The sequence below is a fragment of the Streptomyces sp. TLI_053 genome, assembly GCF_900105395.1.
Taxonomy (GTDB): domain Bacteria; phylum Actinomycetota; class Actinomycetes; order Streptomycetales; family Streptomycetaceae; genus Kitasatospora.
The window spans coordinates 1,723,132-1,749,037 of record NZ_LT629775.1 but is presented as its reverse complement, the minus strand read 5'-3'; the positions used below and the strand labels follow the sequence as shown (position 1 = coordinate 1,749,037).

The 25,906-nt window shown below is 70.9% G+C and carries 19 protein-coding genes, 3 rRNA genes and 1 riboswitch; of the genes, 11 read left to right on the top strand and 11 right to left on the bottom strand.

Annotated features, from left to right (window positions below; translation table 11 throughout):
• Positions 1 to 9 precede the first annotated feature (9 nt).
• The gene (locus BLU95_RS06835; RefSeq protein ID WP_093859184.1) at positions 10 to 2,544 is read right to left on the bottom strand and encodes a hypothetical protein; all 2,535 of its coding nucleotides are present in this window, start codon (positions 2,542 to 2,544) and stop codon (positions 10 to 12) included.
• Between the two features lie 353 nt (positions 2,545 to 2,897).
• Positions 2,898 to 3,656, bottom strand: a complete 759-nt coding sequence (locus BLU95_RS06830; protein ID WP_093859183.1) for an AfsR/SARP family transcriptional regulator — start codon at positions 3,654 to 3,656, stop codon at positions 2,898 to 2,900.
• 272 nt (positions 3,657 to 3,928) lie between these two features.
• On the opposite strand from BLU95_RS06830, the gene BLU95_RS06825 reads away from it, so the two are divergent.
• Positions 3,929 to 4,576: an RICIN domain-containing protein gene (locus BLU95_RS06825; RefSeq protein WP_093859182.1), complete on the top strand. Its 648-nt coding sequence runs from the start codon at positions 3,929 to 3,931 to the stop codon at positions 4,574 to 4,576.
• A 152-nt stretch (positions 4,577 to 4,728) separates the two neighbouring features.
• Here BLU95_RS06825 and BLU95_RS06820 read toward each other — a convergent pair whose 3' ends face one another.
• Complete coding sequence (locus BLU95_RS06820) at positions 4,729 to 5,094, bottom strand: hypothetical protein (RefSeq protein ID WP_093859181.1); 366 nt, start codon at positions 5,092 to 5,094, stop codon at positions 4,729 to 4,731.
• 83 nt (positions 5,095 to 5,177) lie between these two features.
• The gene (locus tag BLU95_RS06815) at positions 5,178 to 5,915 is read right to left on the bottom strand and encodes an SMI1/KNR4 family protein (protein WP_093859180.1); all 738 of its coding nucleotides are present in this window, start codon (positions 5,913 to 5,915) and stop codon (positions 5,178 to 5,180) included.
• Between the two features lie 241 nt (positions 5,916 to 6,156).
• Between BLU95_RS06815 and BLU95_RS06810 the strand changes: the two genes are divergently transcribed.
• Positions 6,157 to 7,314, top strand: a complete 1,158-nt coding sequence (locus tag BLU95_RS06810) for an AI-2E family transporter (protein ID WP_093859179.1) — start codon at positions 6,157 to 6,159, stop codon at positions 7,312 to 7,314.
• Between the two features lie 70 nt (positions 7,315 to 7,384).
• On the opposite strand, the gene BLU95_RS06805 is transcribed toward BLU95_RS06810, so the two are convergent.
• Positions 7,385 to 7,798 (bottom strand): nuclear transport factor 2 family protein, encoded by a 414-nt coding sequence (locus BLU95_RS06805; protein ID WP_093859178.1) that lies wholly within the window; start codon positions 7,796 to 7,798, stop codon positions 7,385 to 7,387.
• A 114-nt stretch (positions 7,799 to 7,912) separates the two neighbouring features.
• Between BLU95_RS06805 and BLU95_RS06800 the strand changes: the two genes are divergently transcribed.
• Positions 7,913 to 8,368, top strand: a complete 456-nt coding sequence (locus BLU95_RS06800) for a MarR family winged helix-turn-helix transcriptional regulator (RefSeq protein ID WP_093859177.1) — start codon at positions 7,913 to 7,915, stop codon at positions 8,366 to 8,368.
• A gap of 162 nt (positions 8,369 to 8,530) precedes the next feature.
• Here the strand turns inward: BLU95_RS06800 and BLU95_RS06795 are convergent, their stop codons facing one another.
• On the bottom strand, positions 8,531 to 9,217 hold the full coding sequence (locus BLU95_RS06795) for an alpha/beta fold hydrolase (RefSeq protein ID WP_093859176.1): 687 nt from the start codon (positions 9,215 to 9,217) through the stop codon (positions 8,531 to 8,533).
• Between the two features lie 200 nt (positions 9,218 to 9,417).
• Here BLU95_RS06795 and BLU95_RS06790 point away from each other — a divergent pair, with 200 nt between their 5' ends.
• A complete protein-coding gene (locus tag BLU95_RS06790; RefSeq protein ID WP_197698726.1) occupies positions 9,418 to 9,603 on the top strand; it encodes a VOC family protein in 186 nt (61 codons plus the stop codon).
• Positions 9,604 to 9,627: 24 nt separating this feature from the next.
• Here BLU95_RS06790 and BLU95_RS06785 read toward each other — a convergent pair whose 3' ends face one another.
• Positions 9,628 to 12,519 (bottom strand): helix-turn-helix transcriptional regulator, encoded by a 2,892-nt coding sequence (locus BLU95_RS06785; protein ID WP_353653542.1) that lies wholly within the window; start codon positions 12,517 to 12,519, stop codon positions 9,628 to 9,630.
• Between the two features lie 122 nt (positions 12,520 to 12,641).
• On the opposite strand from BLU95_RS06785, the gene BLU95_RS06780 reads away from it, so the two are divergent.
• Positions 12,642 to 13,199, top strand: coding sequence for a TetR/AcrR family transcriptional regulator (locus BLU95_RS06780; RefSeq protein WP_093859175.1), 558 nt, complete (start codon positions 12,642 to 12,644; stop codon positions 13,197 to 13,199).
• 63 nt (positions 13,200 to 13,262) lie between these two features.
• Here the strand turns inward: BLU95_RS06780 and BLU95_RS06775 are convergent, their stop codons facing one another.
• Positions 13,263 to 14,714, bottom strand: a complete 1,452-nt coding sequence (locus BLU95_RS06775; RefSeq protein WP_093859174.1) for an amidase — start codon at positions 14,712 to 14,714, stop codon at positions 13,263 to 13,265.
• Between the two features lie 155 nt (positions 14,715 to 14,869).
• On the opposite strand from BLU95_RS06775, the gene BLU95_RS06770 reads away from it, so the two are divergent.
• Both BLU95_RS06770 and BLU95_RS06765 read left to right on the top strand, forming a co-directional pair.
• Complete coding sequence (locus BLU95_RS06770; RefSeq protein ID WP_093859173.1) at positions 14,870 to 15,493, top strand: TetR/AcrR family transcriptional regulator; 624 nt, start codon at positions 14,870 to 14,872, stop codon at positions 15,491 to 15,493.
• Positions 15,494 to 15,635: 142 nt separating this feature from the next.
• Positions 15,636 to 15,778, top strand: a riboswitch (SAM riboswitch).
• A 196-nt stretch (positions 15,779 to 15,974) separates the two neighbouring features.
• The gene (locus BLU95_RS06765; protein ID WP_093859172.1) at positions 15,975 to 16,688 is read left to right on the top strand and encodes an IclR family transcriptional regulator; all 714 of its coding nucleotides are present in this window, start codon (positions 15,975 to 15,977) and stop codon (positions 16,686 to 16,688) included.
• Between the two features lie 48 nt (positions 16,689 to 16,736).
• Here the strand turns inward: BLU95_RS06765 and BLU95_RS06760 are convergent, their stop codons facing one another.
• Positions 16,737 to 18,026 (bottom strand): SGNH/GDSL hydrolase family protein, encoded by a 1,290-nt coding sequence (locus tag BLU95_RS06760; RefSeq protein WP_093859171.1) that lies wholly within the window; start codon positions 18,024 to 18,026, stop codon positions 16,737 to 16,739.
• Between the two features lie 651 nt (positions 18,027 to 18,677).
• Here BLU95_RS06760 and BLU95_RS06750 point away from each other — a divergent pair.
• The 3 genes from BLU95_RS06750 (at position 18,678) to rrf (ending at position 23,808) form a co-directional block, all read left to right on the top strand.
• Positions 18,678 to 20,201, top strand: a 16S ribosomal RNA gene (locus BLU95_RS06750).
• A 282-nt stretch (positions 20,202 to 20,483) separates the two neighbouring features.
• Positions 20,484 to 23,606 (top strand): 23S ribosomal RNA (locus tag BLU95_RS06745).
• 86 nt (positions 23,607 to 23,692) lie between these two features.
• Positions 23,693 to 23,808: ribosomal RNA gene (gene rrf, locus BLU95_RS06740) — 5S ribosomal RNA — on the top strand.
• Together the 16S, 23S and 5S rRNA genes form the textbook arrangement of a ribosomal RNA operon.
• 94 nt (positions 23,809 to 23,902) lie before the next feature.
• On the opposite strand, the gene BLU95_RS06735 is transcribed toward rrf, so the two are convergent.
• On the bottom strand, positions 23,903 to 24,244 hold the full coding sequence (locus tag BLU95_RS06735; RefSeq protein ID WP_093859169.1) for a hypothetical protein: 342 nt from the start codon (positions 24,242 to 24,244) through the stop codon (positions 23,903 to 23,905).
• A 129-nt stretch (positions 24,245 to 24,373) separates the two neighbouring features.
• A complete protein-coding gene (locus BLU95_RS06730) occupies positions 24,374 to 25,150 on the bottom strand; it encodes an alpha/beta hydrolase family protein (protein ID WP_093859168.1) in 777 nt (258 codons plus the stop codon).
• Positions 25,151 to 25,249: 99 nt separating this feature from the next.
• Between BLU95_RS06730 and BLU95_RS06725 the strand changes: the two genes are divergently transcribed.
• The gene (locus tag BLU95_RS06725) at positions 25,250 to 25,906 is read left to right on the top strand and encodes a phosphopantetheine-binding protein (RefSeq protein WP_093859167.1); all 657 of its coding nucleotides are present in this window, start codon (positions 25,250 to 25,252) and stop codon (positions 25,904 to 25,906) included.

Below are 25,906 nucleotides of genomic sequence, written 5' to 3'. Positions count from 1 at the left end.
TCCGCCGGCTCAGCTCATCTGCGGGAGATTGGTGTTGAGTTGGATGTCGGTTCCGGAGGAGGGGGTGTACTCGTTCCACTCGGCGATCAGCTCGCCCTTCTCCCCGGGCTGGACGACGGGGATCGGGGTGACGGTGCCGTCGTGCCGGTGCAGCAGCCGGTCGAGGGTCAGCCGGCCGGGGTCGGGAACCGCCACGACCGTGCAGGTCTCCTGGAGGTCGCGGTGGCGGGTGGAGTCGATCACGACCGGCGCGCCGGGCGTGAAGCCCCGGCTGGAGGTGACCGCAATGGTCACCGGCAGCCCCGGATTGGCCGGGTTGGGCCCGATGACGGCCGAGCACTCGGTGCTCACGGTGTCCTCGATCCGGACGGTGCCGCGGCCCGGATTGGCCGGCGGGATGCCGGGGTAGTAGCGGTCGTCGTAGGCGGCGATCTCCTGGGCGACGGTCAGGTAGGGGTGGTCGGCGGGGATGTCGGCGTCCTTGAAGCCGCCCTCGCAGAAGCGCACCCAGGCGTCCTCCCAACCCTTGCGGATGGTCAGGACGATGCGCGCGCCGCCGGCCCGCAGGAAGGCCTGCCGGGTGGGGTCGGGATGGCGGATGTGCCGGACGAAGTCCCAGGAGTCGGGGGCGTCCCAGAAGTAGGAGTAGAGGAAGGTCACCACGTTCTCCCACTCCACGGCCTGGTTGACGAAACGGACCAGGTCCTCGTGACGCCTCAGCCTCGCCCACGCGCCGTCCGGCGGCTTGAGCACCCCAGGCGCGAACCCGGCGCCGTGCGCGGTGTCCACGCCGGCCGCGCGGAGCGCGTCCACCGCGCCGGGTGCCATGAACTCGTACTCGGTGCCCAGGAGGTGGCGGAGCACGCACTTCATGATCTCGTCGTTCTCCTCGCGCCGCAGGGTGAGGGTGTCCACCCCGGCGAGGCGGTCCTCCAGTGCGGCGATCCGGTTGGCGATGTCCTGCTGTTCGGCGAGGTACCTGGTCTGCGCGGCGTCGTGCAGCATGTTCCACACCTGGGACTGCCAGCGGGAGAACAGCTCGGGCGTCCGGGCGGTGGTGATCTTCAGGCCCACCCAGGCGGGCCCGACGTCGTGGAGGAAGATCAGCACGTTCTGCTCGCCGGTGCGGCCCTTGAAGGCGTTGTACGGCGGATCGCTGAGCACCACGGCGTCGTGCAGGGGGTCGCCGGAGTCCCTCTCGAAGCCGCTGCCCTCCACGCCGTAGTGCATCCGCGGATTGTCGCTGAGCATGCCGAGGTGGAACTCCGCCGTCACGGCCGAGACGGCGTAGCCGTCCTCGATCCGGAAGCGCATCGGGTAGAAGTGCCAGCCCCCGCCGGCCGGCACGTTGTCGTTGGGGAAGAGCTCCTTGGTGGCCTCGGGCGGGTCCGGAACCTGCACGCCGTACAGATCGCCGAGGTAGCGGTAGTGCTTGCGGTTCGGCGGGAACCCGGGCGCCTGGTCCGCCGGACGGACGTCGTCGGTGATGTCGTCGTGCGGCAGGTTGAAGACGAACGGGCCGAGTGCGGCCCGCAGCGCGGCCAGTTCGACGTAGTCCTTGCGGATCGCCGCGGAGGGCTCCGGGACCACGATGTCGTAGGCCGCCCGCAGCCCGTACCGGTACAGCCGGACCCGCCAGGTGCGCAGCAGGCTGAAGTAGTCGATCCGGACCGCCTGCGTCTGGCTCGGGTTCTTCACCGTCCGGGTGGTGGTCTCCTCGGTGCCGGTGACGGTCAGGGTGGAGATGGTGACCTTGTGCTCCTGCTTGGCCCGTGAGGACGCCTTCTGGGTCAGTCCGGAGGCGTGCTTGCGGCTCTCCGACGCGGAGGTGGAGGAGCTGTCCTGGGCGGTGAACCCGGACGAGGCCGAGCCGTTGATCACCGGAATGCCGCCGGACACCGTGCCGGTGATGTTGAACTGGTTGGAGTGCTGCTGCTGGTTGGCGGTGGACTGGGAGAGCTCGGTGTTGTCGGTGACTCCCGTCTCGCTGTAACTCTCCAGCGAGTCCGTCACGATGGAGGTGAACTCCCGGGAGGTGACCGACCACTCCTTGTGGGTGACGGCCGTCTCCTCCAGCGGGGCCAGCGGAACGGTGGCGATCAGCTCACCGCGCTGGATACCGGCCGGCGCCATCTCCAGGCGCTCCAGGTTGAGCATGCTCAGGCGGCTGGAACGGGTGTTGAACACCAGGCTCTGGACGGCGACGGCGGCGCGGTCGGCGTGCGCGGTCGCCGAACCGCTTGCGGTGCGGCGCAGTTGCGTGAGCGCGAGGCCGAACGCGACGAGGTCGTCGACCGGCACCTCGGCGAACGGCGCCGGCCCCGGTGGATCCGCCGCACCCTCCTCGTACCCGGTGAGCAGTCGGGCCAGCGCGGCCCCGCCCGGCTGGCCGGCGGCCCGTGCGGTGGCCTCCACCTCGCCCGGCCGCAGGGCGAGTTGGTGGGCGAAGCTGTGCTTGAGCAACGCCTGACCGCCGGACGGCGGCGCGATGTCCAGTGCCACCAGGGTGGCCTTGGGAATGTGCCGCGAGGCGGGCGCCAGCACGGGCGGGGGATCGCTCGGGGGAGTGGCCGGTGCCGGGATGCCGACTCCGGGCGCCGGGGCGCCGACTCCCGGGGCCGGGGCGCCGACTCCCGCCGTCGGAGCGGCGGACGGTGAGTGGCCGATGATTGATGCGGGCTCGGGTGCGTGATCGGACATGGTCGTCCTCCCGGACGCGTCGATCTGGCGAGCAGTCAGGAAGCAGGCATGCCAAGCCTAGGAATCCGCTCACCGCGATGGCCAGGTCCCGACCTCCACTGTCACCTCATCGAGTGACACCACCACGGCGTGTCGCGCGCCGGGGTCCCGTTCCGTGCCTCGGTGCCGGGTCGACGGGGCCGCGGGCGCCCGGGTGTTCAGGGCGGAGGACGGTCCCCGGTCAGGACGGTCCGGTACAGGCTGCGGAGCTCCGCACCGGGCCCGGTGCCGAGTTCCTCGGCCAGCCGTCGCCGTACCGCGCCGTACCGCTCCAGCGCCTCCGCACCCCGCCCGGCCGCGTGCAACGACCGGATCAGCACGCATTCGAGGGGTTCGGCCAGCGGATATTCGACGGTGAGATCCGGTACGGCGGAGATGACCGCGGCGGGGCGGCCGAGCCGGAACTCCGCCTGCGCCCACCGGACCAGGGCGTCCAGCCGCCGCCGGTGCCAGCTCGCCCGGACCTGTGCGGCCCAGGCGCCCGGGAGGCCGGCCAGGGGTTCCCCCCGCCACAGGGCCAGGGCTTCGGCGAGTGTCGAGGCCCCGGTCGCGTCGTCGTCCGGCGCGCCGTCGCCCTGCTCGACGAGCCGGCGGAACCGGTGCAGGTCCACCAGCTCGGGGTCGATCTCCAGCACGTAGCCGGCGTGCCGGCGCTCCACCCGCGCGGCCGGCCCGCCACCGGGTGCGGTGGTCTGTCTCAGCAGCCCGCGGATCCTGCTGAGGTGTGCGTACAGCGCGGGCCGGGGGCCGGCGGGCGGGTCGTAGCCCCAGACGCGGTCGACGAGTGCCTCCATCGAGACCGGTCTTCGGGCGTTGACGACCAGTACCGCGAGCACCACCTGCTGCTGCGGCGTCCCCACACCGAGCGGCCGGCCCGCCGACCGGACCTCGACCTCGCCCAGCAGCCGGATGTCCACATGTCCCCCCGTGCGGTCGACGGCCCGTGCGAAACATCCCCACGGTCCATGCTGGCGGGCCCGACAAGGTGCCCGCAAGGTGTCCGACAGGTGCGCGACAAGGTGCCCGACCAGGTGCCGGACCAGGTGGTCGACAAGGTGCCCGACAAGGTGCGCGCAAGGTCGGTACCCAGGCCGTGGCGGCAGGGTGGGGGCCGTCCGGGCCGGGCGCGGCCGGACCGGGCGGACCAGCCTCGTCCGCCTGCCGGTCGAGACCTACGGAGGAGAACAGCATGCGGATGCACCGTCCCCGGCGGACCGGCGGTTCCGGGAGGACCGCCCGACCCGCTCCGGTCACCCCGGCGGCCCTGGTGGCGGCACTGGCGTTCGCCGTCCTCGCGGCGTTCGCCGCCACGCCCGCGCAGGCGGCCGAACCCACCCGCTACGAGCTCGTGAACGCCCGGACCGGGCTCCGTGCCGACGTCATGTGGGCGTCGGCCGACCCGTACACCGGTGTCTTCCTGTGGCCGAACAACGCCAGTGCGTCCCAGGAGTACGAGCTGCTCGACAGCGGGAACGGGTACTTCCGGATCAAGGCCAGGCACTCCGGCCAGTGCCTGATGCTCGACTGGCGGTCGGGGACCTACGGCAACGGCACCGGCATCCTCCAGTACCCGTACTGCGACGCCGGTTACGCGCCGGCCGAATGGACCACCGCCTGGGTCGGGCACACCTGTATGTGCTTCCCCACGACCATGATCCTGAAGAACCGGGCCACCGGCAGGTGCCTGGACGCGACGGCCTCGAACGGCACACCGGTCCAGCAGGCCCGGCTCCAGCAGTGGGACTGCATCACCACCGACGAGGCGTGGAACACCGGGAACCAGAGCTGGAACCTGCTGCAGCTCAACAACTTCCCCAACCCTCCCGGCGTCCACTGAGCGGTCGCGGCGCCGAGGGCGGCTGCGTCCTGGGCCGGATCACGGCCCGGGCGCACCGTCGGTGCCGGACGGACTGTCGCGGGTCGGTGGCGGGCCGGGACGCGGCGGCCGGGTGGCGGGCCGGGGTGCAACGGCCGGGTGGCGGGCCGGGATCAGGCCGGGGCCAGGGCGGATTCGTCGAGTCCGTCGAGGACGAAGCCGTTGTCGAAGCGCACCCGGTAGTCGGTCCGGGTGCCGGTGCCGGTAGTAGGTGCTCCGGCGGCGACGACGCGTTGGCGCAGGTCGTCGACCAGGCCGGCCGCGAAGCTGTCCAGGCGGGCGCCGCGGAGTTGTTCGTCGAAGCTCGCGCGGAGGGCGTCGGCGGCACCGCCGGAGCCCTGGGCGGCGCCGGTGACGGTGCCGGTCAGGCCGGTGGCGAGGGAGAGCGGGCCGGGGGAGCCGATCCCGGCGGCCCTGCCGTCGGCGGTGACCGGAACGTCCCTGGTCAGCTTCACCTTGGCACCGATCGCGTACGGCACGGTGGTCCCCCCTTGTTCGAACACTGTCCTGTCCGGGCAAGCCTAGTCGGGGTGTTGCGGGGGGTACGGGCGTTCGGAGTTGTTCACCGGGGCCGGTCGTGCTGCCAGTCCCAGGGGACGGCGGCGAACACCGGGGCGTCGGCCGCGCGGAGGAGCCGGTGCGGGCCGCAGGCGCGGTCGAAGCGGGCGTGGCTGCCCGGGGCGGCGTCGCGGAGATCGGCGACGAGGGCGTTGTCGGGGACGTGCCGGGCCAGGGCGGCGAGGGTCGGGTCGGCGGCGTCGGTGGCGTCGGTGCGCAGTGAGGGTGCGGGGTGGAGGGGGAGCGAGGGGCCGTCGGGGTGGAGGGCGTCCCAGAACTCGTCCGCGTAGGGCTGGACGCCGTCCTCGAAGCCGATCTCGTCGACGAGGTCCTCGGCGGTGGTGACCAGCCGGTCCAGCCAGACGGCGAGCGAGGGGGCCTGGACGTACAGACCGCCCTCCCGGTACTGCATCAGCACCTGGCCCCAGGTCCCGTCCGGCGCGATGTCGACCCAGGTGAGCCCGCCACCGCCGTCGTCCGCCACCACCTGCCGCAGGTCGGGCAGCGCGGGGTTGCTCCGCTGCCGCGGGTGGCCGGTCAGGCGGACCTCCACCGGCGGTACGGAGAAGCCGCCCAGGTGGCGCAGGACTTCACGCTCGGCGGGCGGCACCGGCGCGGGGAGCGCGGTGGTGTCGGGGCCGGGGGCCGCGGTGGCGTCGAGGCCGGGAAGTACGGCGAGGTCGAACGGGACGCGGGCCGCCAGTGCGCTCAGACGGGTGGCCAGGGAACGACCGGTGATCATGGCGCCACGCTACCGGAGCCGGAGGGGCCCGCAAGGAGCCGGACCGGGCCGCAACCGCCGGAGGGTGCCGCACGGGCCGGACGGGATCGCCGGGCCCGCCGGATCGGCCGGGCGGGTGCCCGTCGGCGCGGGAACACCCCGCGGGCCGCTCCACCCGCTATCCAGGGTTCATGCCGCTCTCGCACCCCAGCAGTACCGGAGGACTCCCCGGACGGCGCCCCGCGCCGGGCGGCGGTGCGGCATGCCGCTGAGGCGGCCCGGCCCCCGCCGCCGGGACCCCCGCCGCCCGGGCTCCCCGGGCCCGGTTCCGGCCGCCACCGGCGCGGGCCCCGTGCTGCGCCGGCTCTCCGACTACGCGTGGCGGCTGCTCGCCGTCGCGGTGGCCGGGTACCTGGTGCTGACGGTGCTGGGGCGGTTCCACCTGATCACGCTGGCCGCCTTCCTCGCGCTGGTGATCACCTCGGTGGTCCGGCCGCTGGTGGATCTGGCCGGCCGGGTCGTCCCCCGCCCGTTCGCGGTGCTGATCGGTCTGGCCGTCGCGATCCTGGTGCCGGCCGGCCTGCTCGCGCTGGTCGGCGAGATCGTGGCGAACGACCTGGACCGCCTGAACCGGGAGTTCGAGGGCGGACTGGACCGCCTGGAGAAGGCGCTGGAGGGGGCGCCGTTCCGCCTGGAGCCCTCGACCTTCGACGACCTGCAGCGGAAGGTCGCCGACTTCGTCTCCGCACACCGCTCGACGCTGATCAGCACAGCCGTCAGCGGTGGCCGGCGGCTGGTCGAGCTGGGGAGCGGCGCCGCGCTCGCGGTGTTCATGTCGGTGTTCTTCCTGCACTCCGGGGGACGGATGTGGCGCTGGACCGCCGCCCAGTTCCCGGCCGCGGCCGGGGAGCACCTCGACCGGGGCGGCCGGGTGGCCTGGCGGACCTTCGCCGGTTACACCCGGGGCATCTTCGTCGTCGCCGCGACCAACGCGGTGATGGTCGGCATCGCGCTCTACTTCCTCGGCGTGCCGCTGGCCGTGCCGTTGACGGTGCTGGAGTTCCTCGCCTCCTTCGTGCCGCTGATCGGTTCGCCGATCGCGATGCTGGTCGCCTCGGTGGTGGCGCTGGCCGCCCGGGGACCGGTGATCGCGATCGTCGTGCTGCTGCTGATCGTGGTGATCGGCCAGATCGAGGGCCATCTGCTGCACCCGCTGGTGATGAGCAGGGCGGTCAGCCTGCACCCGGTGGTGGTCGCCGTCGCGGTGCTCGCGGGCAGCATCGCGGCCGGGGTGATCGGTGCCGTGGTCGCGGTGCCGCTGGTCTCGGTGCTCTGGGCGGTCTACGCCGACCGGCGGGGACCGGCGCCGGGAGCGGCGGCCTCCGAGCCGTCCGGACCTCCGGCGGATCGGGGGCGCTGACGCGGCGCCGGTCGTCCGGCGGGGTCCGGCGGGCGGGGGGGTCGTCCGTCGGGGTTCGGCGGGCGGGGGTTCAGCGGGCGCTGCCGAGGTTCCGGTCGGCGTCGCTGCCCGCCAGCATGAGGGTGGTCTCCTCGATCCGGAGGAAGCGGCCGTCGGGGGCGAACTCGCCGAAGAGGTAGACCTCCATCCGGACGGTGGAGCCGTCGGTCTTGACGACCTCCATGGTGTGCCGGTCGGCGTAGCGGTCGCCGTCGGCGAGCTCGTCGTGCACCTCGACCGATCCGCCGGCGACGACCGTGCGCAGGTGGGCGATGTGGGCGAGGAACTCGGTGCGGTCCGCCCAGCTGCCGTCGGTGCGCTGGCGGTAGTCGGGGGCGAAGTGGCGGTCGGCGGCCTCGTCGAGGTCGAGGCCCGGGGTGAGGAGGAGGTCGGTGAGCGCGGTGCGGATGTCGGTGCGGGTGGTGGCGGCGGCGGTGGCGTTCATGAGGTCCTCCGGTGGGGTGACGGGCGGCCTTGCGACCCCCGATAAAATGCGTGCCTTGAGCACGCTTATGACTGTAGCAGGAGAAGCGTGCTTCGCGCACGCTAATCTTCGGGGGTGACCGATACGACAGGACAGGACATCGCCGAGGCCCTCGGGCTGCTCCTCCGGCGCAGCACCCGCACCGACCTCCACGCCCGGCTGACCGAGGGACTCGGCGAGGAGGTCGACGACCTCACCTACCCGGTCCTCAGCGGCCTCGCCCGCACCGGCCCCCTCAGCGCCGCCGACCTCGGCCGCGAGATCGGCCTCGACCGCACCACCGTCACCCGCCGCGCCGACCGCCTGGAGCGGACCGGCCTGCTGGAACGCCGCCCCGACCCGGCGGACCGCCGCGCGACCCTGCTGGCGCTCACCGACGGCGGCCACGACGTCGTCGCGGTGACCCGCCGCCGACTGGCCGCCGACATCGAGACCTCCCTCGCGGGCTGGCCGCCGGAGGACGCCCGGACCTTCGCGCGCCTGCTGCGCCGCTTCCTCGACGAGGGGCCGTTCACCCCCGACCGCGACTGACCCCGGGGCCCACCGGCCGCCGCCCGACAGCCTCATGGCGGGGACGGCCGGATCGGCGGGGCGTCATGACCGGGGGCGGGTCGGCCGGAGCGCCGGGTCCGGGCGGGCTGACTCGCGCCGGCCGGGCGGCGGGGTGCTGCGCCGCCGGGCTCGGCACGTCGCCTACGCCGCGAGGCTCCGGGCCGCGTCGCGGATGACGTCGAGCACGAAGTCCGGGTGGGACAGCATGGGCACGTGGCTGCTGTCGACGGCGTAGGTCTTCGCGCCCATGCGTTCGGCGGCCGCCCGCTCCAGGTCCGGGTTCACGGTGCGGTCGTTGTTGGCGACGATGTACCAGCTGGGCTTCGTGCGCCAGGCGGTACCGGGGACCTGCTGGCCGAACAGGTCCGGGACGGGCACGGCGCCCGTCGCCAGGACGAGCTTCTGCTCCTCCTCCGGCAGGTCGCCGCAGAAGTCGGGGACGCCGGCCTCGGTGAGCCAGATGCGGCCCTGGCTGATGTCGAGCTTCCCGAACACGGGTGTGGCGTCGAACTTGTTCTGCTGGTCCTGCGAGGTCTCGTCCTCGTCGGGGGCGAGCGCGGCGATGTAGACCAGCGCGCCGACGCGGTCGTGGACGCCGGCCTTGGTGATCAGGGTGCCGCCGTAGGAGTGCCCCACCAGCACCACCGGGCCCGGTACGTGGTCGATGGAGCGGGTGACGCACGCGACGTCGCCCGCCAGCGAGTCGAGGCCGTGCTGCGAGCACGACACCGTGTGGCCCTCGGCCTGGAGGGCGGGGACGAGCTTGTTGAAGCACGAGCCGTCGGCCCAGAGTCCGTGGGCGAAGACGATGCTGGCCTTGGTCGTCATGTATGTCCTCCTGCGTCGGTGTCGAGCCGTGACGGGAACCGTGGGGGCCGGAGCCCACTCCAGCCTCGGGTCTGCCCCGGACTTCCGCGCCCCCGGCCGGGCGCGCGGTGCATCCGAACGGGTGGCCGGACCGGGGTCACGGCCGCCCGGCGGCTACCGTGGCCGGAGGCTGCACCTCACCGGACCCAGGAGGCCCCCGCATGGCGATCCGGCGCATGGACGACGTCCTCGTCGCCGTCGACGACATCGAGGACGTCGTCACCCGCCTGCGCACCCGCGGCGGCGAACTCGTCGGCGAGATCGTCCAGTACGAGAACGTCTACCGGCTCTGCTACGTCCGCGGCCCTGAGGGCATCGTCGTCGGCCTCGCCGAGGAACTCGGCTGAACGGGCCGACGGCCGCCGCTGTCCTCAGGGAGACGGCGCCGGGGCCGGTTCGGAGATGCGGGTGAGGGCGTCGCGGAGGGCGGCGCGGGTGGTGATGCCCAGCTTGGGGAAGGCGCGGTAGAGGTGGGCGCTGACGGTGCGGGGGGAGAGGCGCATCTGTTCGCCGATCTCCTTGTTGGTCAGGCCTCCGGCGGCGAGTTCGGCGACGCGGCGTTCCTGCCAGGTCAGCGGCAGCGGGGCGGGGGCGGGGGAGTGGGGTGCGACGCCGGCGGCCCGGAGTTCGGCGTGGGCGCGGGCGGCCCAGGCGGGGGCGTCGAGGCGGTCGAAGGCGTTGGCGGCCTGGGTGAGCGGGAGGCGGGCGGCCGCGGCGCCGTGCAGGCGGCGGACGGCGATGCCGTGGGCGAGCCGGATCCGGGCCAGCTCGAACGGGAAGCGCTCGGCGGCCGGGTGGGACTGCGCCCGGGCGTAGTGGGCCGCGGCCTCGGTGTCGTCCTCGGCGGTCATGGCCAGGGCGCCGTGGGTGATCAGGGCCAGTCGGGGGGACAGGTCGGGCAGGCCCGCGTCCCGCGCGGCCAGCGCGTGGGCCCGGGCCTGCCCGGCGCGGCCGGTGTGCAGGGCGGCCTCGACGAGGTCGAGCAGGGTCCGCGAGGCCTGGTAGGCGTAGGGCCGGAACGCTCCCGGCGACGTGATGCCGATGGCGTGGAGGAACGCGGTCTCGTAGTCGCCGGCGCTGAGCGCGGTGGTGGCGCCGACGGCGTCGGCGATCTGGGTCAGGAATCCGACGCCGCGCGGGCGGGCCCAGGCGTCGACGGCGGTCTGCAGCTCGCGGGCCTCCGCCGTCCGGCCGCGCACGGCGGCGAGTTGGGCGAGGTAGGCCCGGGTCTGGTGGGCGAACAGGCCGTGGCCGCGTTCGGTGGCCAGGGCGAGGGCGCGGTGTCCGGTGCGTTCGGCGGCGTCCCACTGGCCGAGCGCCAGTTGGTCGAGCAGGACCAGGTGCAGCATGACGATGCCGCTGGACATGGCGCCGGTGTCGAGTTCGCGGTCGACCACGCGGTCCAGGTAGGGGCGCAGCGGGCTCAGGACGTCGAGGTGGTAGGCCGACACGGCGAGGCGGGTGACGTCCCAGGGGTCCTGGTCCTCCAGGTCGGCCGAGGCCCGCTCCACCCGCCGGGACCAGCCGGAGCCGTGCCGGACGACGTCGCTCCAGGTGCTGCCGTACATCCACGCGCGTTCGGAGGCGCGCTCGCCGAGGGTGGTGAGGACCTCGTGGGTGCGCCGCCAGGTGGCGCGGTCTCCCGCGTACTGGCTGACGGCGAGCAGGAGGCTGACGAGCCGGTCGAGCACCTCGTCGGGGCGGTCGGGGCCGGGACGGGGGCCGCCGGCGCCGGGGTCGGTGCCGGGGTCGGTGCTGTGGCCGGGGCGGCGGCCGCGGTCGGGGGAGTCCCGGAGCCGCTCGACGGCGGCGACGATCCGGCGGTGGGTGGCCCTCACCTCGCCGTCCCGGTACAGCGCCAGGTAGCACTCGGCGAGGACGGCGGCGGGGCTCCCGTCCGTGCCGGGCGCGGCGGCGGCCAGCGCGAGGCTGCGTGCCCGGCCGAGGTGGTCCGCCTGCCCGGCGACGTACGCGGCCTCGCCGAGCCGCCTGGAGCGGTCGACCCGGGTCTCGCTCAGTTCCGCGGCGCGGGTCAGCCAGGAGACGGCCATCCGCGCGCCGCCGCGCCTGGTGGCCGACCGGGCGGCGGCCTCCAGGTCGGCGGCCACGCCCTCCTCGGGGTCGACGGTGGCGGCCGCCAGGTGGATGGCGCGCCGTTCGGGGTACTCCCGGTGCAGCTGCGCCAGGACCCGGTGGGCGGAGCGGCGCTGGTCGGGTGAGGCGAGCTGGACGACGCTCGACCGCACCAGCGGGTGCCGGAACGCGGGCTCGCCGGTCATTGGTTCGACGACCAACAGGCCGCAGGCCACGGCTTCGTCGACCTCGCGCATGCGGTAGCGGGCGATCGGCGCCGGGCCGTCGCCGGGCCGGGCCGCCGCTCCGTCCAGGGCGCCCCGGAGCAGTTCCGCGCGGACGGTGTCGCCGAGGCGGGCGAGGCGGGCGGCGTAGATCTCCTGGATCCGCCGGGGGAGCGGGACGCCGTGCAGGCCCAGGAGGTCCTGGCCGGCCCGGTCGCCGGGGCCGGCGGCGAGGTGGGCGGGCAGCTCGAGCAGGGCGAGCGGGTTGCCGCCGGCCTGCTCCAGGACGAGCCCGCGGACCTGCCGGCCGAGCTGCGGGTGGTGCAGGTCCAGCAGGCGGGTGGCGTCGGCGTCGGCGAGGGCGCCGACCGGCACCTCCGGCAGTGCCGCGGTGTCGAAGGGGGAGGCGGTGTCGGCCCGGACGGCGACCAGGAGCTTGACGCCGGGGCGGCCGGCCAGCCGGCGGCCGACGAATCCGCACACCTCGGCGCTGGCCCCGTCCAGCCACTGGCCGTCGTCGAGGACGAGCAGCAGCGGGCGGCCCTTCGCCGCCGTCCAGGAGAGCAGCTCGAGCACGGCGATGCCGAGCGCCATGACCGGCACCGGCGGACCGTCGGACCGGCCGAAGGCCGTGTCGAGGGCGGCGCGGGCGGTGGCGCCCAGCCGGGGGGCCTCGGGGTGCTGCCCGGTGCGGGCGGTCGAGTGGTGGTCGGCCTCCGGGAGCAGCGGGTAGAGCAGCTGGTGCAGCCCGGCGTGCGGGAGCCCGCTCTCCGCCTCGACCCCGGTGGCGCGGACGACCAGGTGCCCGTCCTCGGCCGCGAGCCGCGCCGCCAGGTCGAGCAGGGTGCTCTTGCCGACGCCCGCCTCGCCCCTGAGGAGCAGCGTCTGTCCGTCGGGGGCCCGGACGAACGCGGACAGCCGCGCCCGCTCGTCGTCCCGGCCGACCATCACCGTGCCCGGTTCCACGCCCGGTTCCCTCCCCTGCCCCGAAGGCGCGCGACTGCGGCCGTATTCAACTGGACGGTTAGTTGATTACACTGTGGTCCTGGTGAGCCTGTCAAGTAAACGGTTAGTTAGGAGCAGGGTGCATGGAGCGCGACGCCGAAGCCACCAAGCGGAGACTCATCGCGGCCGGCCGGGCAGAGTTCGCCGCGCACGGGCTGAACGGCGCGCGCGTCGACCGCATCGCCGCTGCCGCGCGGAGCAACAAGGCGCAGATCTACCACTACTTCGGGAACAAGGCCGGGCTGTTCGACGCGGTCTGGAACGAGATGGTCGAGCAGATCGTGGTCGGCGTGCCGCTCGACGTCGACGACCTGCCCGGGTTCGCGGCCGGGCTGGGCGACCTCTACGCCGAGCACCCGGAGATGCCCCGGATCATCACCTGGCAGCGACTGGAGCGCGGCGACGCCTTCAACGAGCTCGCGGTCGCCGAGGTGCGCAGGCGCAGTGCCGAGGTCGCCCGGGGGCAGGCCGAGGGCCGGGTGTCGACCCGGTTCGAGCCCGAGGTCCTGTTCGCCCTGCTCGTCCATGTCGCGATGCTGTGGGCGGCCGCGAACCCGGAGGTGCTGACGGTCGTGGACGTCGCCGACCGGGCGCGCGGCCGCGAGCTGATCCGCCGCATCGCCACCGTTCTGGCGGAGTGAGCCCGCGGGGTACCGCCGGGCCGCCGTGCGCCCCGGCGGCCCCGGCGGCTCCCGGCCGGGCCCTCAGCGGCTCCGGTGGTGTCCGGCCCAGACCGCGGGCGTCCGCTCCGACCACGAGTCCGCCCGTTCGAGCTGCCCGGCGAGGCGGAACAGACGGCCCTCGTGCCCGTACCCGGCCGCGAACTGCATGCCGATCGGGAGCCCCGTGCCGCTGTCGACCGTCAGTGGTACGGACATCGCGGGCGTGCCCGCCACGTTGAACGCCGCCGTGAACGGCGAGAGGTCGAGGATCCGGCGGAGCCAGCCCAGGCCGTCCAGCGCCTCGGCGCCCCGGCCGTGGGTGCCGAGCGGCACCGGCAGGTCCGGCACGGTCGGGGAGAGCAGGACGTCGTGGTCCTCGAAGGTGCGGGCCAGGCTGCGGGAGACCCGGTTGCGGACCGCCAGGGCGGTCACGAACTCGGCGCCGCCCACCCGCCGCCCGTAGTGGTAGCCGGCGAGCGTGGGCGGTTCGAGGGTCGAGGAGTCGACCGGCCGGCCGAGGGCGGCGGCCAGTTCGTCGATCCAGGCGGTGAGGTTCACCGTCCAGAGACGGGCGTTGGCCAGGACGAACTCCTCCCAGTCGACGCCGAGTCCGGGCTCGGCCTCGGTCACCCGGTGGCCGAGCGACTCCAGCAGGAGCACGGTGCGCGCGAGCGCCCCGGCGACCGGCGGCGCGACCGGCCGCCCGCCCCACGGCCGGGTGAGGACGCCGATCCGCAGCGGGCCCGGCTCCCGGGTGACCTCCTGCGCGTACGGGCGGGGCGGCTCCGGCGCGGCGTAGGGGTCACCCGGCTCCGGGCCCCGGACCAGGTCGAGCAGGGCGGCGCTGTCGCGCACCGTCCGGCTGACGCTGCCGTGCACGGCCAGACCGTTGAAGATCTCGTCGACGGCCGGGCCCATCGGCACCCGGCCGCGGGTCGGCTTCAGCCCGAACAGGCCGTTGTAGGCCGCGGGGATGCGGATCGAACCGGCGGCGTCGGTGGCGTGCGCGACCGGCACGATCCCGGCGGCGACGGCCGCGCCCGCGCCGCCGCTGGAGCCGCCGGCGCTGCGGCTGAGGTCCCAGGGGTTGCGGGTCGCGCCGTACAGCACGGGTTCGGTGGTGGTGCTGTAGGCCATCTCCGGGGTGGTGGTGCGCCCGAAGGTCACCAGGCCGGCCCGGCGCAGACGCGTCATCAGGGTGGAGTCCCCGTCGGCGACCTGGCCGGCGGCGAGGCGGCTGCCGAGCTCCGTCCGGCGTCCGGCCGCGGTCACCCCGAGGTCCTTGACCAGGAACGGGACCCCGGCCAGCGGGGTGCTGCCGGGGCGGGGCGCGTCGTCGGCCGGCCAGGTCTCCGCGACGGCGTTGATCCGCGGGCCGACGGCCCGCTCGGCCGCCCGCGCGGCCGTCTCCAGTTCGGCGGGGGTCACCTCCCCCCGGGCGACGAGTTCGGCCAGCCCCACCGCGTCGTGGCGGACGTACTCGGTGATGTCCATGGTCCCTCCCGGAATCGATGACAGTACCGCTCGGTCCTTGACGGTACCGCTTGGTCCCTGGCGATACCGATCGGTATCGCCTGGAACGGACTGGTACCGTAGCAGGAACCTGGGGACGCGCAGCGGCCGCAATCGACCGGAGGCCACGAACAGCCATGACCACGCCCGTCAGAAGGCCGAGCCGGGTGGCGAAACTCCCGCCGCGCGAGCGCATCCTCGACGCCGCCGAGGAGCTCTTCCAGAGCGAGGGGATCCGGCGGGTGGGCGTCCAGGCGATCGCCGAGAAGGCCGGGACCACCAAAATGGCGATCTACCGTCATTTCGAGACCAAGGACGCCCTGGTCGCGGAGTGGCTGCGGATCGTCGCCGCCGACTACCGGGCGGCGTTCGACCGGGTCGAGGCGGAGCACCCGGACCGGCCCGAGGAGCAGATCCTGGGCCTGGCCCGGTTCATCGCCGACGGGTTGCCGGCGGTCTCGTACCGGGGCTGTCCGTTCATCAACTCCCTGGCCGAGCTGCCCGACCGCTCCGACCCCGCGCGGCAGGTGATCGAGGAGCACAAGGAACAGCAGGCCCGGCGGCTGACCGGCATCTGCGCGCGGGCCGGGCTGTCCGACCCCGAGCAGGCGGCGGCCGAGATCACCTTCGCGCTCGAGGGCGCCCAGGTCGCCGTCCAGAACGGGAGCGTCGACCGGGCGGGGGAGCGGCTGCTGCGGGCGGTCGGGGGAATCGTGGCGCGGTACCGCCCGGCGGGGGACGTTCCGGGGCCCGTGGCCTGACGTTTCCACCGGCCGGTACCCGGCCTCGCCCGACTGCAGGCCACCGCGCCGACGGCCCCGGGCCGCTGCAGGCCCGGTCCGGGCGCAGCTCGGGCACCGGGGGCTTGGCAGCCGGCCTCCGGAGTCTTGTATCGTTCTTCGCGAATCATCCAGAGGGGTGGAGGGACCGGCCCTACGAAGCCCCGGCAGCTCCCCGTTCGACCCGGCGTCCGAAGTACGCGCCGTGCCGGGCGGGATCAGTGCCAACTCCGGCCTGTCGCCAATGTGGCGCGGGAAAGATGAGGAGACACGGTGCTCTCTGTGCTGTCCTTCCCCCGGGCGCTTCCCGTCCCGGACCTTTCGCGTACCCGTCTCGTGCCCGGCGCAGGCAATCGGCCGACTTCTGCGGCCCGCCCTCGCTGACCACCCCCACCGGCTCCCCGCGGGGGGCCTCCGTGAGCGCGCCCCTCGGCGGTTCGCGGGACCTGAGACGGAGACATCCATGGAGAACACGAGCGGCGTCGGCGTGCTCGACAAGGTCACCTCGATCCTCGGCACCCTGGAGGCCGGTCCGGCCACCCTGGCCGGACTCGTGGCCGTGACCGGACTGGCCCGGCCGACGGCGCACCGGCTCGCCGTCGCACTCGAACAGCACCGGCTGGTCGCCCGGGACGTGGAGGGCCGGTTCATCCTCGGCCCCCGGCTCGGCGAGCTCTCGGCCGCCGCCGGGGAGGACCGGCTGCTGGCCGCCGCCGGGCCGGTCCTCGCCAGGCTGCGCGACGTCAGCGGGGAGAGCGCACAGCTCTACCGCCGTCAGGGCGGCGTCCGGATCTGCGTGGCCGCCGCCGAGCGCCTCTCCGGCCTGCGCGACACCGTCCCGGTGGGGGTCACCCTGCCGATGAAGGTCGGCGCCGCCGCGCAGGTCCTGCTGGCCTGGGAGGAGCCCGAGCGGCTCCACCGGGGCCTCCAGGGGGCCCGCTTCACGGCGACGGCGCTGAGCGGCGTCCGCCGCCGGGGCTGGGCCCAGTCGATCGGGGAACGCGAGCTCGGGGTCGCGTCCGTCTCCGCGCCGGTACGGGGCCCGGGGAACCGGGTGGTGGCCGCCGTCACGGTCTCCGGTCCGATCGAACGGCTCACCCGCCACCCCGGCGCCCTTCTCTCGCAGACCGTCGTCGAGGCCGCGGACCGTCTCACCGAGGCCCTCCGCCCGAGCTGACGCGCTCCGGTCGCGGGGGCCGCCCTCGCTCCCCGCGGCCGGGGCGGGTCAGCGCAGGCTGTCGAGGTCGATGCTGTCCGCCATGACGCGGTACCCGAGCGGTCCGGGGTGGAGGTGGTCACCGGCGTGGTAGCCGTCCGGGATCGCTCCGGTGCCCTCGGGGTCGATGGCCCGGTCGAAGTCGGCCACCGCGTCGTACGCGCCGGAGGTGCGGATCCACTCGTTCAGGTCGCGGCGCAGCCGGTCGGTCTGCGCGGTCCAGAAGGGTGCGCCGCCGAAGGGCATCAGGGTCGCGCCGACGGCCTTGACCCCCCGGGCGTGGGCGGCCCGGATCAGGGACCGGTGGGCGTCGATCAGCCGCTGGAGCGTCACCGGCGGGTCGTCGCGGTCCACGCCGCAGATCTGGTCGCCGCTGCGGAGGATGTCGTTCATGCCGTGGGAGACGATGACGGTGCCGACGTCGGGACGGTCGAGCACGTCGCGGCGGAAGCGCTTCAGGGCGCTGTCCCCGGCGCAGGCGGAATCGGCGAGCATCTTGTTGGAGCCGATGCCGGCGTTGAGCACCGGTCGCGGGCGGCCGGCGGCGAGGAGCCGTTCGGCGAGCAGGTCGGGGTAGCGGTCGTCGCCGTCGACGGTGGCACCGAACCCGTCGGTGGTGGACTCTCCGAACGCCACCACCGCCCTGCCCACGGGGCGCCCACCGGTGACCTCGACCCCGCCGAGGTAGTACCAGGAGCCGAACCCGGGGCGGACGGCGTCGGTGAACGCTTCCGGGCCGGTGTCCCCGCGGTGGTCGCCGTCGGCCCGGTAGGTGGTGGTCATGGAGAGCTGGTGGTAGCCGGCCGGGCCGGTCGGTCCGTCGAACCAGAGGGTCAGCGACACCCGGTCGCGGGCCGCCACCGGCAGCGGCACCGGATCGCTGAGGGCTTCTCCGCCCGGGGGGACGACGACGGAGCCCCGGTGCCCGAAGCGCAACGGCAGTACCGTCCCGGGAACGACGGCCGCGCCGTCGGCGGCCCGGCCGACGGTGGCCCCGCTCAGCCGCAGCGGGGTCGTCCCGTAGAGATTGGACAGCCGGAACCGGACGGCCTTGCCGCCCGCGCCGAGTCGTACCACCTGCCGCACCGACTGGTGGTCGAAGCCCTGCACCGCCCAGGTCGGGAACCACGGCGCCGCGGAGGGCCGCATCATCGGCGCGTACCACGCGGCCGACCAGCGCTGCGAGTACGCCGAGACCGCGGCTCCGGTGGCGGAGGCGAGGACGGGGACGGAGGTGGCGGTGACGGACAGGGCGGCGGTCAGCGCGGCGACGGATGCGGCGCGGGCGAACGGATTCATGGAGCGCTCCTCGGGACGGTCGGTCGGTCCTGCCGCCTTGACCCGGGGCGGTGCGGGAATGTGACAGCGGACCGGCGCGGCCGGCCGACGGTCCGGTCCGGGCGGACGCGATTTGTTCTGGGCGTGCGGGAGGAGTACTGTCGCCCAGTCGCCTGGCAGGGAGCACCGGACACGCAACAGCGCGGACGGTCCCGGGGCGGCCAATCCTCTGGAAATAACATCGTCACCCGGCTTCGGGTTTATTTGACGTGTCCATTTGTGGGGATTGCGGCCGGATTCGCTTTTCGGAGCGGGGATCGGCTAGAGTTTGAAACGTCGGACGGGGCGTCAAGCCGCAGAAGACACCAGCGAGTTGGGTGAAGGAAGCGCCGGGAACGGCACGGAAAACATCTGATAAGCTGGGAACACGAAAGAACGAAGCGCCCGGAGGGCCGGTGTGAAAGCCGCCTGAAGGAAGTGTCCGTTCCTTGAGAACTCAACAGCGTGCCAAAAGTCAACGCCAGATATGTTGACATCCCCGGCCTCAGGGTTTCCTGGGGTTGGAGATTCCTTTTGAAGTAAACACTAGCGAGGACGCAGTGCGCGGGGCCGCCCTATTCCGGTGGTTGCCGTGCCGCTCGACGCGAGTGCTGACCCGATTACGGGTAATCATTCACGGAGAGTTTGATCCTGGCTCAGGACGAACGCTGGCGGCGTGCTTAACACATGCAAGTCGAACGGTGAAGCCCTTCGGGGTGGATCAGTGGCGAACGGGTGAGTAACACGTGGGCAATCTGCCCTGCACTCTGGGACAAGCCCTGGAAACGGGGTCTAATACCGGATATGACCCGGGACCGCATGGTCCTGGGTGTAAAGCTCCGGCGGTGCAGGATGAGCCCGCGGCCTATCAGCTTGTTGGTGGGGTAATGGCCTACCAAGGCGACGACGGGTAGCCGGCCTGAGAGGGCGACCGGCCACACTGGGACTGAGACACGGCCCAGACTCCTACGGGAGGCAGCAGTGGGGAATATTGCACAATGGGCGAAAGCCTGATGCAGCGACGCCGCGTGAGGGACGACGGCCTTCGGGTTGTAAACCTCTTTCAGCAGGGAAGAAGCGCAAGTGACGGTACCTGCAGAAGAAGCACCGGCTAACTACGTGCCAGCAGCCGCGGTAATACGTAGGGTGCGAGCGTTGTCCGGAATTATTGGGCGTAAAGAGCTCGTAGGCGGCCTGTCGCGTCGGATGTGAAAGCCCGGGGCTCAACCCCGGGTCTGCATTCGATACGGGCAGGCTGGAGTGTGGTAGGGGAGATCGGAATTCCTGGTGTAGCGGTGAAATGCGCAGATATCAGGAGGAACACCGGTGGCGAAGGCGGATCTCTGGGCCATTACTGACGCTGAGGAGCGAAAGCGTGGGGAGCGAACAGGATTAGATACCCTGGTAGTCCACGCCGTAAACGTTGGGAACTAGGTGTTGGCGACATTCCACGTCGTCGGTGCCGCAGCTAACGCATTAAGTTCCCCGCCTGGGGAGTACGGCCGCAAGGCTAAAACTCAAAGGAATTGACGGGGGCCCGCACAAGCAGCGGAGCATGTGGCTTAATTCGACGCAACGCGAAGAACCTTACCAAGGCTTGACATATGCCGGAAACGTCCAGAGATGGGCGCCCCCTTGTGGTCGGTATACAGGTGGTGCATGGTTGTCGTCAGCTCGTGTCGTGAGATGTTGGGTTAAGTCCCGCAACGAGCGCAACCCTTGTTCTGTGTTGCCAGCATGCCTTTCGGGGTGATGGGGACTCACAGGAGACTGCCGGGGTCAACTCGGAGGAAGGTGGGGACGACGTCAAATCATCATGCCCCTTATGTCTTGGGCTGCACACGTGCTACAATGGTCGGTACAAAGGGCTGCGATGCCGCGAGGCGGAGCGAATCCCAAAAAGCCGGCCTCAGTTCGGATTGGGGTCTGCAACTCGACCCCATGAAGTTGGAGTTGCTAGTAATCGCAGATCAGCATGCTGCGGTGAATACGTTCCCGGGCCTTGTACACACCGCCCGTCACGTCACGAAAGTCGGTAACACCCGAAGCCGGTGGCCTAACCCGTAAGGGGAGGAGCCGTCGAAGGTGGGACCAGCGATTGGGACGAAGTCGTAACAAGGTAGCCGTACCGGAAGGTGCGGCTGGATCACCTCCTTTCTAAGGAGCAATGTGCCGCTTGCAGGCGAATGTTCTGCACGGTCGCTCATGGGTGGAACGTTGACTATTCGGCACACTGGGCGAGGGTCCTGTTAGTACTGCTTCGGCGTGGAAAACAGAGTTCTGGCTGGTGTGTCGGGCACGTTGTTGGGTCCTGAGGGAACGGCCGTGAGGCTGTTGCTTCAGAGATGCCGGTCTCATGCGAGGCAGCCTGCTTGCGGGTTGTCGGGTATGAGGGACTGGTCGTTGTTTGAGAACTGCACAGTGGACGCGAGCATCTGTGGCCAAGTTTTTAAGGGCGCACGGTGGATGCCTTGGCACCAGGAACCGATGAAGGACGTGGGAGGCCACGATAGTCCCCGGGGAGCCGTCAACCAGGCTTTGATCCGGGGGTTTCCGAATGGGGAAACCCGGCAGTCGTCATGGGCTGTCACCCATACCTGAACACATAGGGTATGTGGAGGGAACGCGGGGAAGTGAAACATCTCAGTACCCGCAGGAAAAGAAAACAACCGTGATTCCGGGAGTAGTGGCGAGCGAAACCGGATGAGGCTAAACCGTGATGGTGTGAGACCCGGCAGGGGTTGCCGTCACGGGGTCGTGGGATTTTTCTTGACCGGTCTGCCGGCCGGTCGGCGAGTCAGAAACCGTATGGATAGTCGAAGGACATGCGAAAGGTCCGGCGTAGAGGGTAAGACCCCCGTAGGCGAAATCTGTACGGCTCGTTTGAGAAACTCCCAAGTAGCACGGGGCCCGAGAAATCCCGTGTGAATCTGGCGGGACCACCCGCTAAGCCTAAATATTCCCTGGTGACCGATAGCGGATAGTACCGTGAGGGAATGGTGAAAAGTACCGCGGGAGCGGAGTGAAATAGTACCTGAAACCGTGTGCCTACAAGCCGTGGGAGCGTCGGACATGCAGCTTGCTGTGTGTCTCGTGACTGCGTGCCTTTTGAAGAATGAGCCTGCGAGTTTGCGGTGTGTAGCGAGGTTAACCCGTGTGGGGTAGCCGTAGCGAAAGCGAGTCCGAACAGGGCGTCTGAGTTGCATGCCCAAGACCCGAAGCGGAGTGATCTAGCCATGGGCAGGTTGAAGCGGAGGTAAGACTTCGTGGAGGACCGAACCCACCAGGGTTGAAAACCTGGGGGATGACCTGTGGTTAGGGGTGAAAGGCCAATCAAACTCCGTGATAGCTGGTTCTCCCCGAAATGCATTTAGGTGCAGCGTCACGTGTTTCTTGCCGGAGGTAGAGCACTGGATAGGCGATGGGCCTCACCGGGTTACTGACCTTAGCCAAACTCCGAATGCCGGTAAGTGAGAGCGTGGCAGTGAGACTGTGGGGGATAAGCTCCATGGTCGAGAGGGAAACAGCCCAGAACACCGACTAAGGTCCCTAAGCGTGTGCTAAGTGGGAAAGGATGTGGAGTCGCAGAGACAACCAGGAGGTTGGCTTAGAAGCAGCCACCCTTGAAAGAGTGCGTAATAGCTCACTGGTCAAGTGATTCCGCGCCGACAATGTAGCGGGGCTCAAGCACATCACCGAAGTCGTGTCATTGCAGCACATAGGGCCAACGCCTGCTGTGATGGGTAGGGGAGCGTCGTGTGCCGGGTGAAGCGGCGGTGGAAACCAGTCGTGGACGGTATACGAGTGAGAATGCAGGCATGAGTAGCGATACAAGAGTGGGAAACTCTTGCGCCGATTGACCAAGGGTTCCTGGGTCAAGCTGATCTGCCCAGGGTAAGTCGGGACCTAAGGCGAGGCCGACAGGCGTAGTCGATGGACAACGGGTTGATATTCCCGTACCCGCTTTGAAGCGCCAACGCTGAACCCTCTGATGCTAAGCCCGTGAAGCCGGCCCGGAGTCTTCGGACAATGGGACGTGGTGGAGCCGGTGACCCGACGGGGTATTAGGTGAGCGATGGGGTGACGCAGGAAGGTAGTCCAGCCCGGGCGGTGGTTGTCCCGGGGTAAGGGTGTAGGCCGAGTGATAGGCAAATCCGTCACTCATTGAGGCTGAGACCTGATGCCGAGCCGATTGTGGTGAAGTGGATGATCCTATGCTGTCGAGAAAAGCCTCTAGCGAGTTTCATGGCGGCCCGTACCCCAAACCGACTCAGGTGGTCAGGTAGAGAATACCGAGGCGTTCGGGTGAACTATGGTTAAGGAACTCGGCAAAATGCCCCCGTAACTTCGGGAGAAGGGGGGCCATTCCTGGTGACGGCACTTGCTGCCAGAGCTGGGGGTGGCCGCAGAGACCAGCGAGAAGCGACTGTTTACTAAAAACACAGGTCCGTGCGAAGCCGTAAGGCGATGTATACGGACTGACGCCTGCCCGGTGCTGGAACGTTAAGGGGACCGGTTAGCTCTGATTCGTCGGGGCGAAGCTGAGAACTTAAGCGCCAGTAAACGGCGGTGGTAACTATAACCATCCTAAGGTAGCGAAATTCCTTGTCGGGTAAGTTCCGACCTGCACGAATGGCGTAACGACTTCTCGACTGTCTCAACCATAGGCCCGGTGAAATTGCATTACGAGTAAAGATGCTCGTTTCGCGCAGCAGGACGGAAAGACCCCGGGACCTTTACTATAGCTTGATATTGGTGTTCGGTTCGGCTTGTGTAGGATAGGTGGGAGACTTTGAAGCCGTGACGCCAGTCATGGTGGAGTCGTCGTTGAAATACCACTCTGGTCGTGCTGGATGTCTAACCTGGGTCCGTGATCCGGATCAGGGACAGTGTCTGGTGGGTAGTTTAACTGGGGCGGTTGCCTCCTAAAGAGTAACGGAGGCGCCCAAAGGTTCCCTCAGCCTGGTTGGCAATCAGGTGTTGAGTGTAAGTGCACAAGGGAGCTTGACTGTGAGACTGACGGGTCGAGCAGGGACGAAAGTCGGGACTAGTGATCCGGCGGTGGCTTGTGGAAGCGCCGTCGCTCAACGGATAAAAGGTACCCCGGGGATAACAGGCTGATCTTCCCCAAGAGTCCATATCGACGGGATGGTTTGGCACCTCGATGTCGGCTCGTCGCATCCTGGGGCTGGAGTAGGTCCCAAGGGTTGGGCTGTTCGCCCATTAAAGCGGTACGCGAGCTGGGTTTAGAACGTCGTGAGACAGTTCGGTCCCTATCCGCTGTGCGCGTAGGAGTGTTGAGAAGGGCTGTCCCTAGTACGAGAGGACCGGGACGGACGAACCTCTGGTGTGCCAGTTGTCCTGCCAAGGGCATGGCTGGTTGGCTACGTTCGGGAGGGATAACCGCTGAAAGCATCTAAGCGGGAAGCCTGCTTCGAGATGAGCACTCCCACCTCCTTGAGAGGGTAAGGCTCCCAGTAGACGACTGGGTTGATAGGCCGGATATGGAAGCCCTGTGAGGGGTGGAGTTGACCGGTACTAATAGGCCGAGGGCTTGTCCTCAGTTGCTCGCGTCCACTGTGTTGTTCTGAAACAACGACCCCCGGTTCCTGGCCAGGAACCGGGTGCGGTTGACAGTTTCATAGTGTTTCGGTGGTCATAGCGTGAGGGAAACGCCCGGTTACATTCCGAACCCGGAAGCTAAGCCTCACAGCGCCGATGGTACTGCAGGGGGACCCTGTGGGAGAGTAGGACGCCGCCGAACAATCATTGTGAAGAACCCCCGTCGGGAAACCGACGGGGGTTCTTTGCGTTCCGCCGAAAGCGGTTCCGAACGCCGAACAGGGTGTTCCGGTGCGTCAGCCGTTGTAGGAGCCGACGGTGGCGTCGTTCAGGGCGTTGATGGCGTCGTCCCCGGCGACCTGGTTGCCGTCGCCGACGATGACCGTCCCGTAGTTGCCGCCGGCCGCCTGGGCGGCGTCGACGGCGGTGCCGCCCACTCCGCCGGAACCGTTGTGGGAGCCGACGGTCGCGTCGTGGCCGGCGTCGATGATGTCGTATCCGGCGACCTGGTTGCCGTCGCCGACGATGACGGTCCCGTGGTTGCCGCCGGAGACGACCTCGGCGCCGGCTGCGGTCGGAACGGCGGCCAGGCCGAGGACGGCGAGCAGCGCCAGGGTGCGGCCGATCTGACGGTTCATGAGGGTTCTCCGCTTCTGTCCGAAGATGCTTCTGTTCGGTGCAAAGGTGACAGTAGGTGCGGAACCCTGCGCCGGCGGGTGATGGTCCGCCGCCCGTGGCGTGTCGGTGGTCGCCGGTCGGCGGAACCGTCAGCCGTCGGACAGCACGGTGCTCAGGAACCGGGTGGCGGCCGGCAGCAGGGCGAAGCCGTTGTGGGCGATGCCGGGGACGACCTCCAGGGTGGCCGGGACTCCCCGCCCCATGAGGTGCCGGTGCAGTCCGAGGGCCTGGTCGAGCCGGGTGTCGTGCGGAGGTCTGCGAAGCGGCCGGGTGTCGAGTGCGCCCACGGTCACATGCACCGGCACCGGTCCGTCCGGCAGCAGGTGCGTGACGCCGAACTTCTCGGCCACGTCCCTGATTCCGGCGGGCCAGGGCAGCGCCGGGTCGAGCCGGGTGATCGAGCCCGGGGCGCCGACCGAGACCCCGAGCAGCCGCGCCGGGTGCAGGTAGGAGAACCGGAGGGCGAACAGACCGCCGCCGGAGTAGCCGTGCAGCAGGAAGCGGTCCGCGCGCACCGGCCACCGGGCGGCGGACTCCTCGACCATCCGCAGCAGCACCAGGTCGAACCGGACGTCGCGTCGGCGGAGTCGCTTGTAGCTCAGCACGTCCTCCGGCTCCGGGACGCCGACGGGGAACAGCGGCGCGAGGACCACGCACCCGTGGGCGTCGGCGAAGTCGGTGAGCGCGTCCCGGTAGCGCTCGGCGGTGCGACGGTCCCCGTGCACGACGACCAGCAGCGGCCGGGGCCCGGCGGGGACCCTGGGCGGCACGTACAGGCAGTAGGAGAACCGGGGGTCCGCCCGGCAGGCGAGGAACGGGGTCCGGCGGCGCTCCAGTCGCGAGGTGTGGCGGACGGCGAGGCTCATCGGACCTCCGGAATCGGTGACGGCACCCGACATCCTGGTGGCTGGGCCGGGGGAGCGCGGTACCCGGCCGACGGAGATCACCCATTGGGGTGAGGGAATATGACTGGCCGTCAGCACCTGTGCAGACTGGTGGCCGACAAGCCGGAGACCAGGGACTGGAGCGTCATGGGTGGGGTAGTCGAGAAGCCGGTCCGGGTACCGGCGCCAGCACCGGTGCCGACGCCGACGGCGGTGGCCGAGCGGGCGCTCGCGGCCCACCCGGGTGTGCTGGAGGCGGCGGTGGCGCCGTCCGGCGACGGGGTGGGGGTCCTGGTGGTGCTCGACGAGATGTCGACGGCGCTGGAGGTCCGGGAGGACCTGCGCGCCTCGCTGCTCGCGGCCGGGCTGGAGGCCGAGCCCGCGGTGCTGCCCGTGGTCAGGCTGCCCGCGCCGCCGCTGGGGACGTTCGAGGAACTCGTGGCCGGGGCGTCCGTGCCGGGTGCCGCGGAGGTGTCCCGGTACGAGGCGCCGGCCGCCGGGCCGGAGGCGGACCTGGCGGGCCGGCTGGCCGGGTTCCTCGGTCTGCCGCGGGTCGGCGCCCTGGACGACTTCGTCGAGCTGGGCGGGGACTCGCTGGTCGCGGTGGCCTTCCTGCACGCGGTGCAGGAGGCGTACGCCGTGCCGCTGGGCGTGGTCGAGCTGTTCACCGCCGGTACCGTCCGCGGGATCGCCGGGCTGCTGGCCGCACGGCCCGCGGCCGCCCCGCAGGTGGCGTGA

Excerpts from the sequence above, each read along its gene's own strand:
- BLU95_RS06825 (WP_093859182.1), top strand. The coding sequence starts at position 3,929 with ATGCGGATGCACCGTCCCCGGCGGACCGGCGGTTCCGGGAGGACCGCC.
- BLU95_RS06815 (WP_093859180.1), bottom strand. The coding sequence starts at position 5,915 with ATGATCACCGGTCGTTCCCTGGCCACCCGTCTGAGCGCACTGGCGGCC.
- BLU95_RS06810 (WP_093859179.1), top strand. The coding sequence starts at position 6,157 with ATGCCGCTGAGGCGGCCCGGCCCCCGCCGCCGGGACCCCCGCCGCCCG.
- BLU95_RS06805 (WP_093859178.1), bottom strand. The coding sequence starts at position 7,798 with ATGAACGCCACCGCCGCCGCCACCACCCGCACCGACATCCGCACCGCG.
- BLU95_RS06795 (WP_093859176.1), bottom strand. The coding sequence starts at position 9,217 with ATGACGACCAAGGCCAGCATCGTCTTCGCCCACGGACTCTGGGCCGAC.
- BLU95_RS06790 (WP_197698726.1), top strand. The coding sequence starts at position 9,418 with ATGGCGATCCGGCGCATGGACGACGTCCTCGTCGCCGTCGACGACATC.
- BLU95_RS06780 (WP_093859175.1), top strand. The coding sequence starts at position 12,642 with ATGGAGCGCGACGCCGAAGCCACCAAGCGGAGACTCATCGCGGCCGGC.
- BLU95_RS06775 (WP_093859174.1), bottom strand. The coding sequence starts at position 14,714 with ATGGACATCACCGAGTACGTCCGCCACGACGCGGTGGGGCTGGCCGAA.
- BLU95_RS06770 (WP_093859173.1), top strand. The coding sequence starts at position 14,870 with ATGACCACGCCCGTCAGAAGGCCGAGCCGGGTGGCGAAACTCCCGCCG.
- BLU95_RS06765 (WP_093859172.1), top strand. The coding sequence starts at position 15,975 with ATGGAGAACACGAGCGGCGTCGGCGTGCTCGACAAGGTCACCTCGATC.
- BLU95_RS06760 (WP_093859171.1), bottom strand. The coding sequence starts at position 18,026 with ATGAATCCGTTCGCCCGCGCCGCATCCGTCGCCGCGCTGACCGCCGCC.
- BLU95_RS06735 (WP_093859169.1), bottom strand. The coding sequence starts at position 24,244 with ATGAACCGTCAGATCGGCCGCACCCTGGCGCTGCTCGCCGTCCTCGGC.
- BLU95_RS06730 (WP_093859168.1), bottom strand. The coding sequence starts at position 25,150 with ATGAGCCTCGCCGTCCGCCACACCTCGCGACTGGAGCGCCGCCGGACC.
- BLU95_RS06725 (WP_093859167.1), top strand. The coding sequence starts at position 25,250 with ATGACTGGCCGTCAGCACCTGTGCAGACTGGTGGCCGACAAGCCGGAG.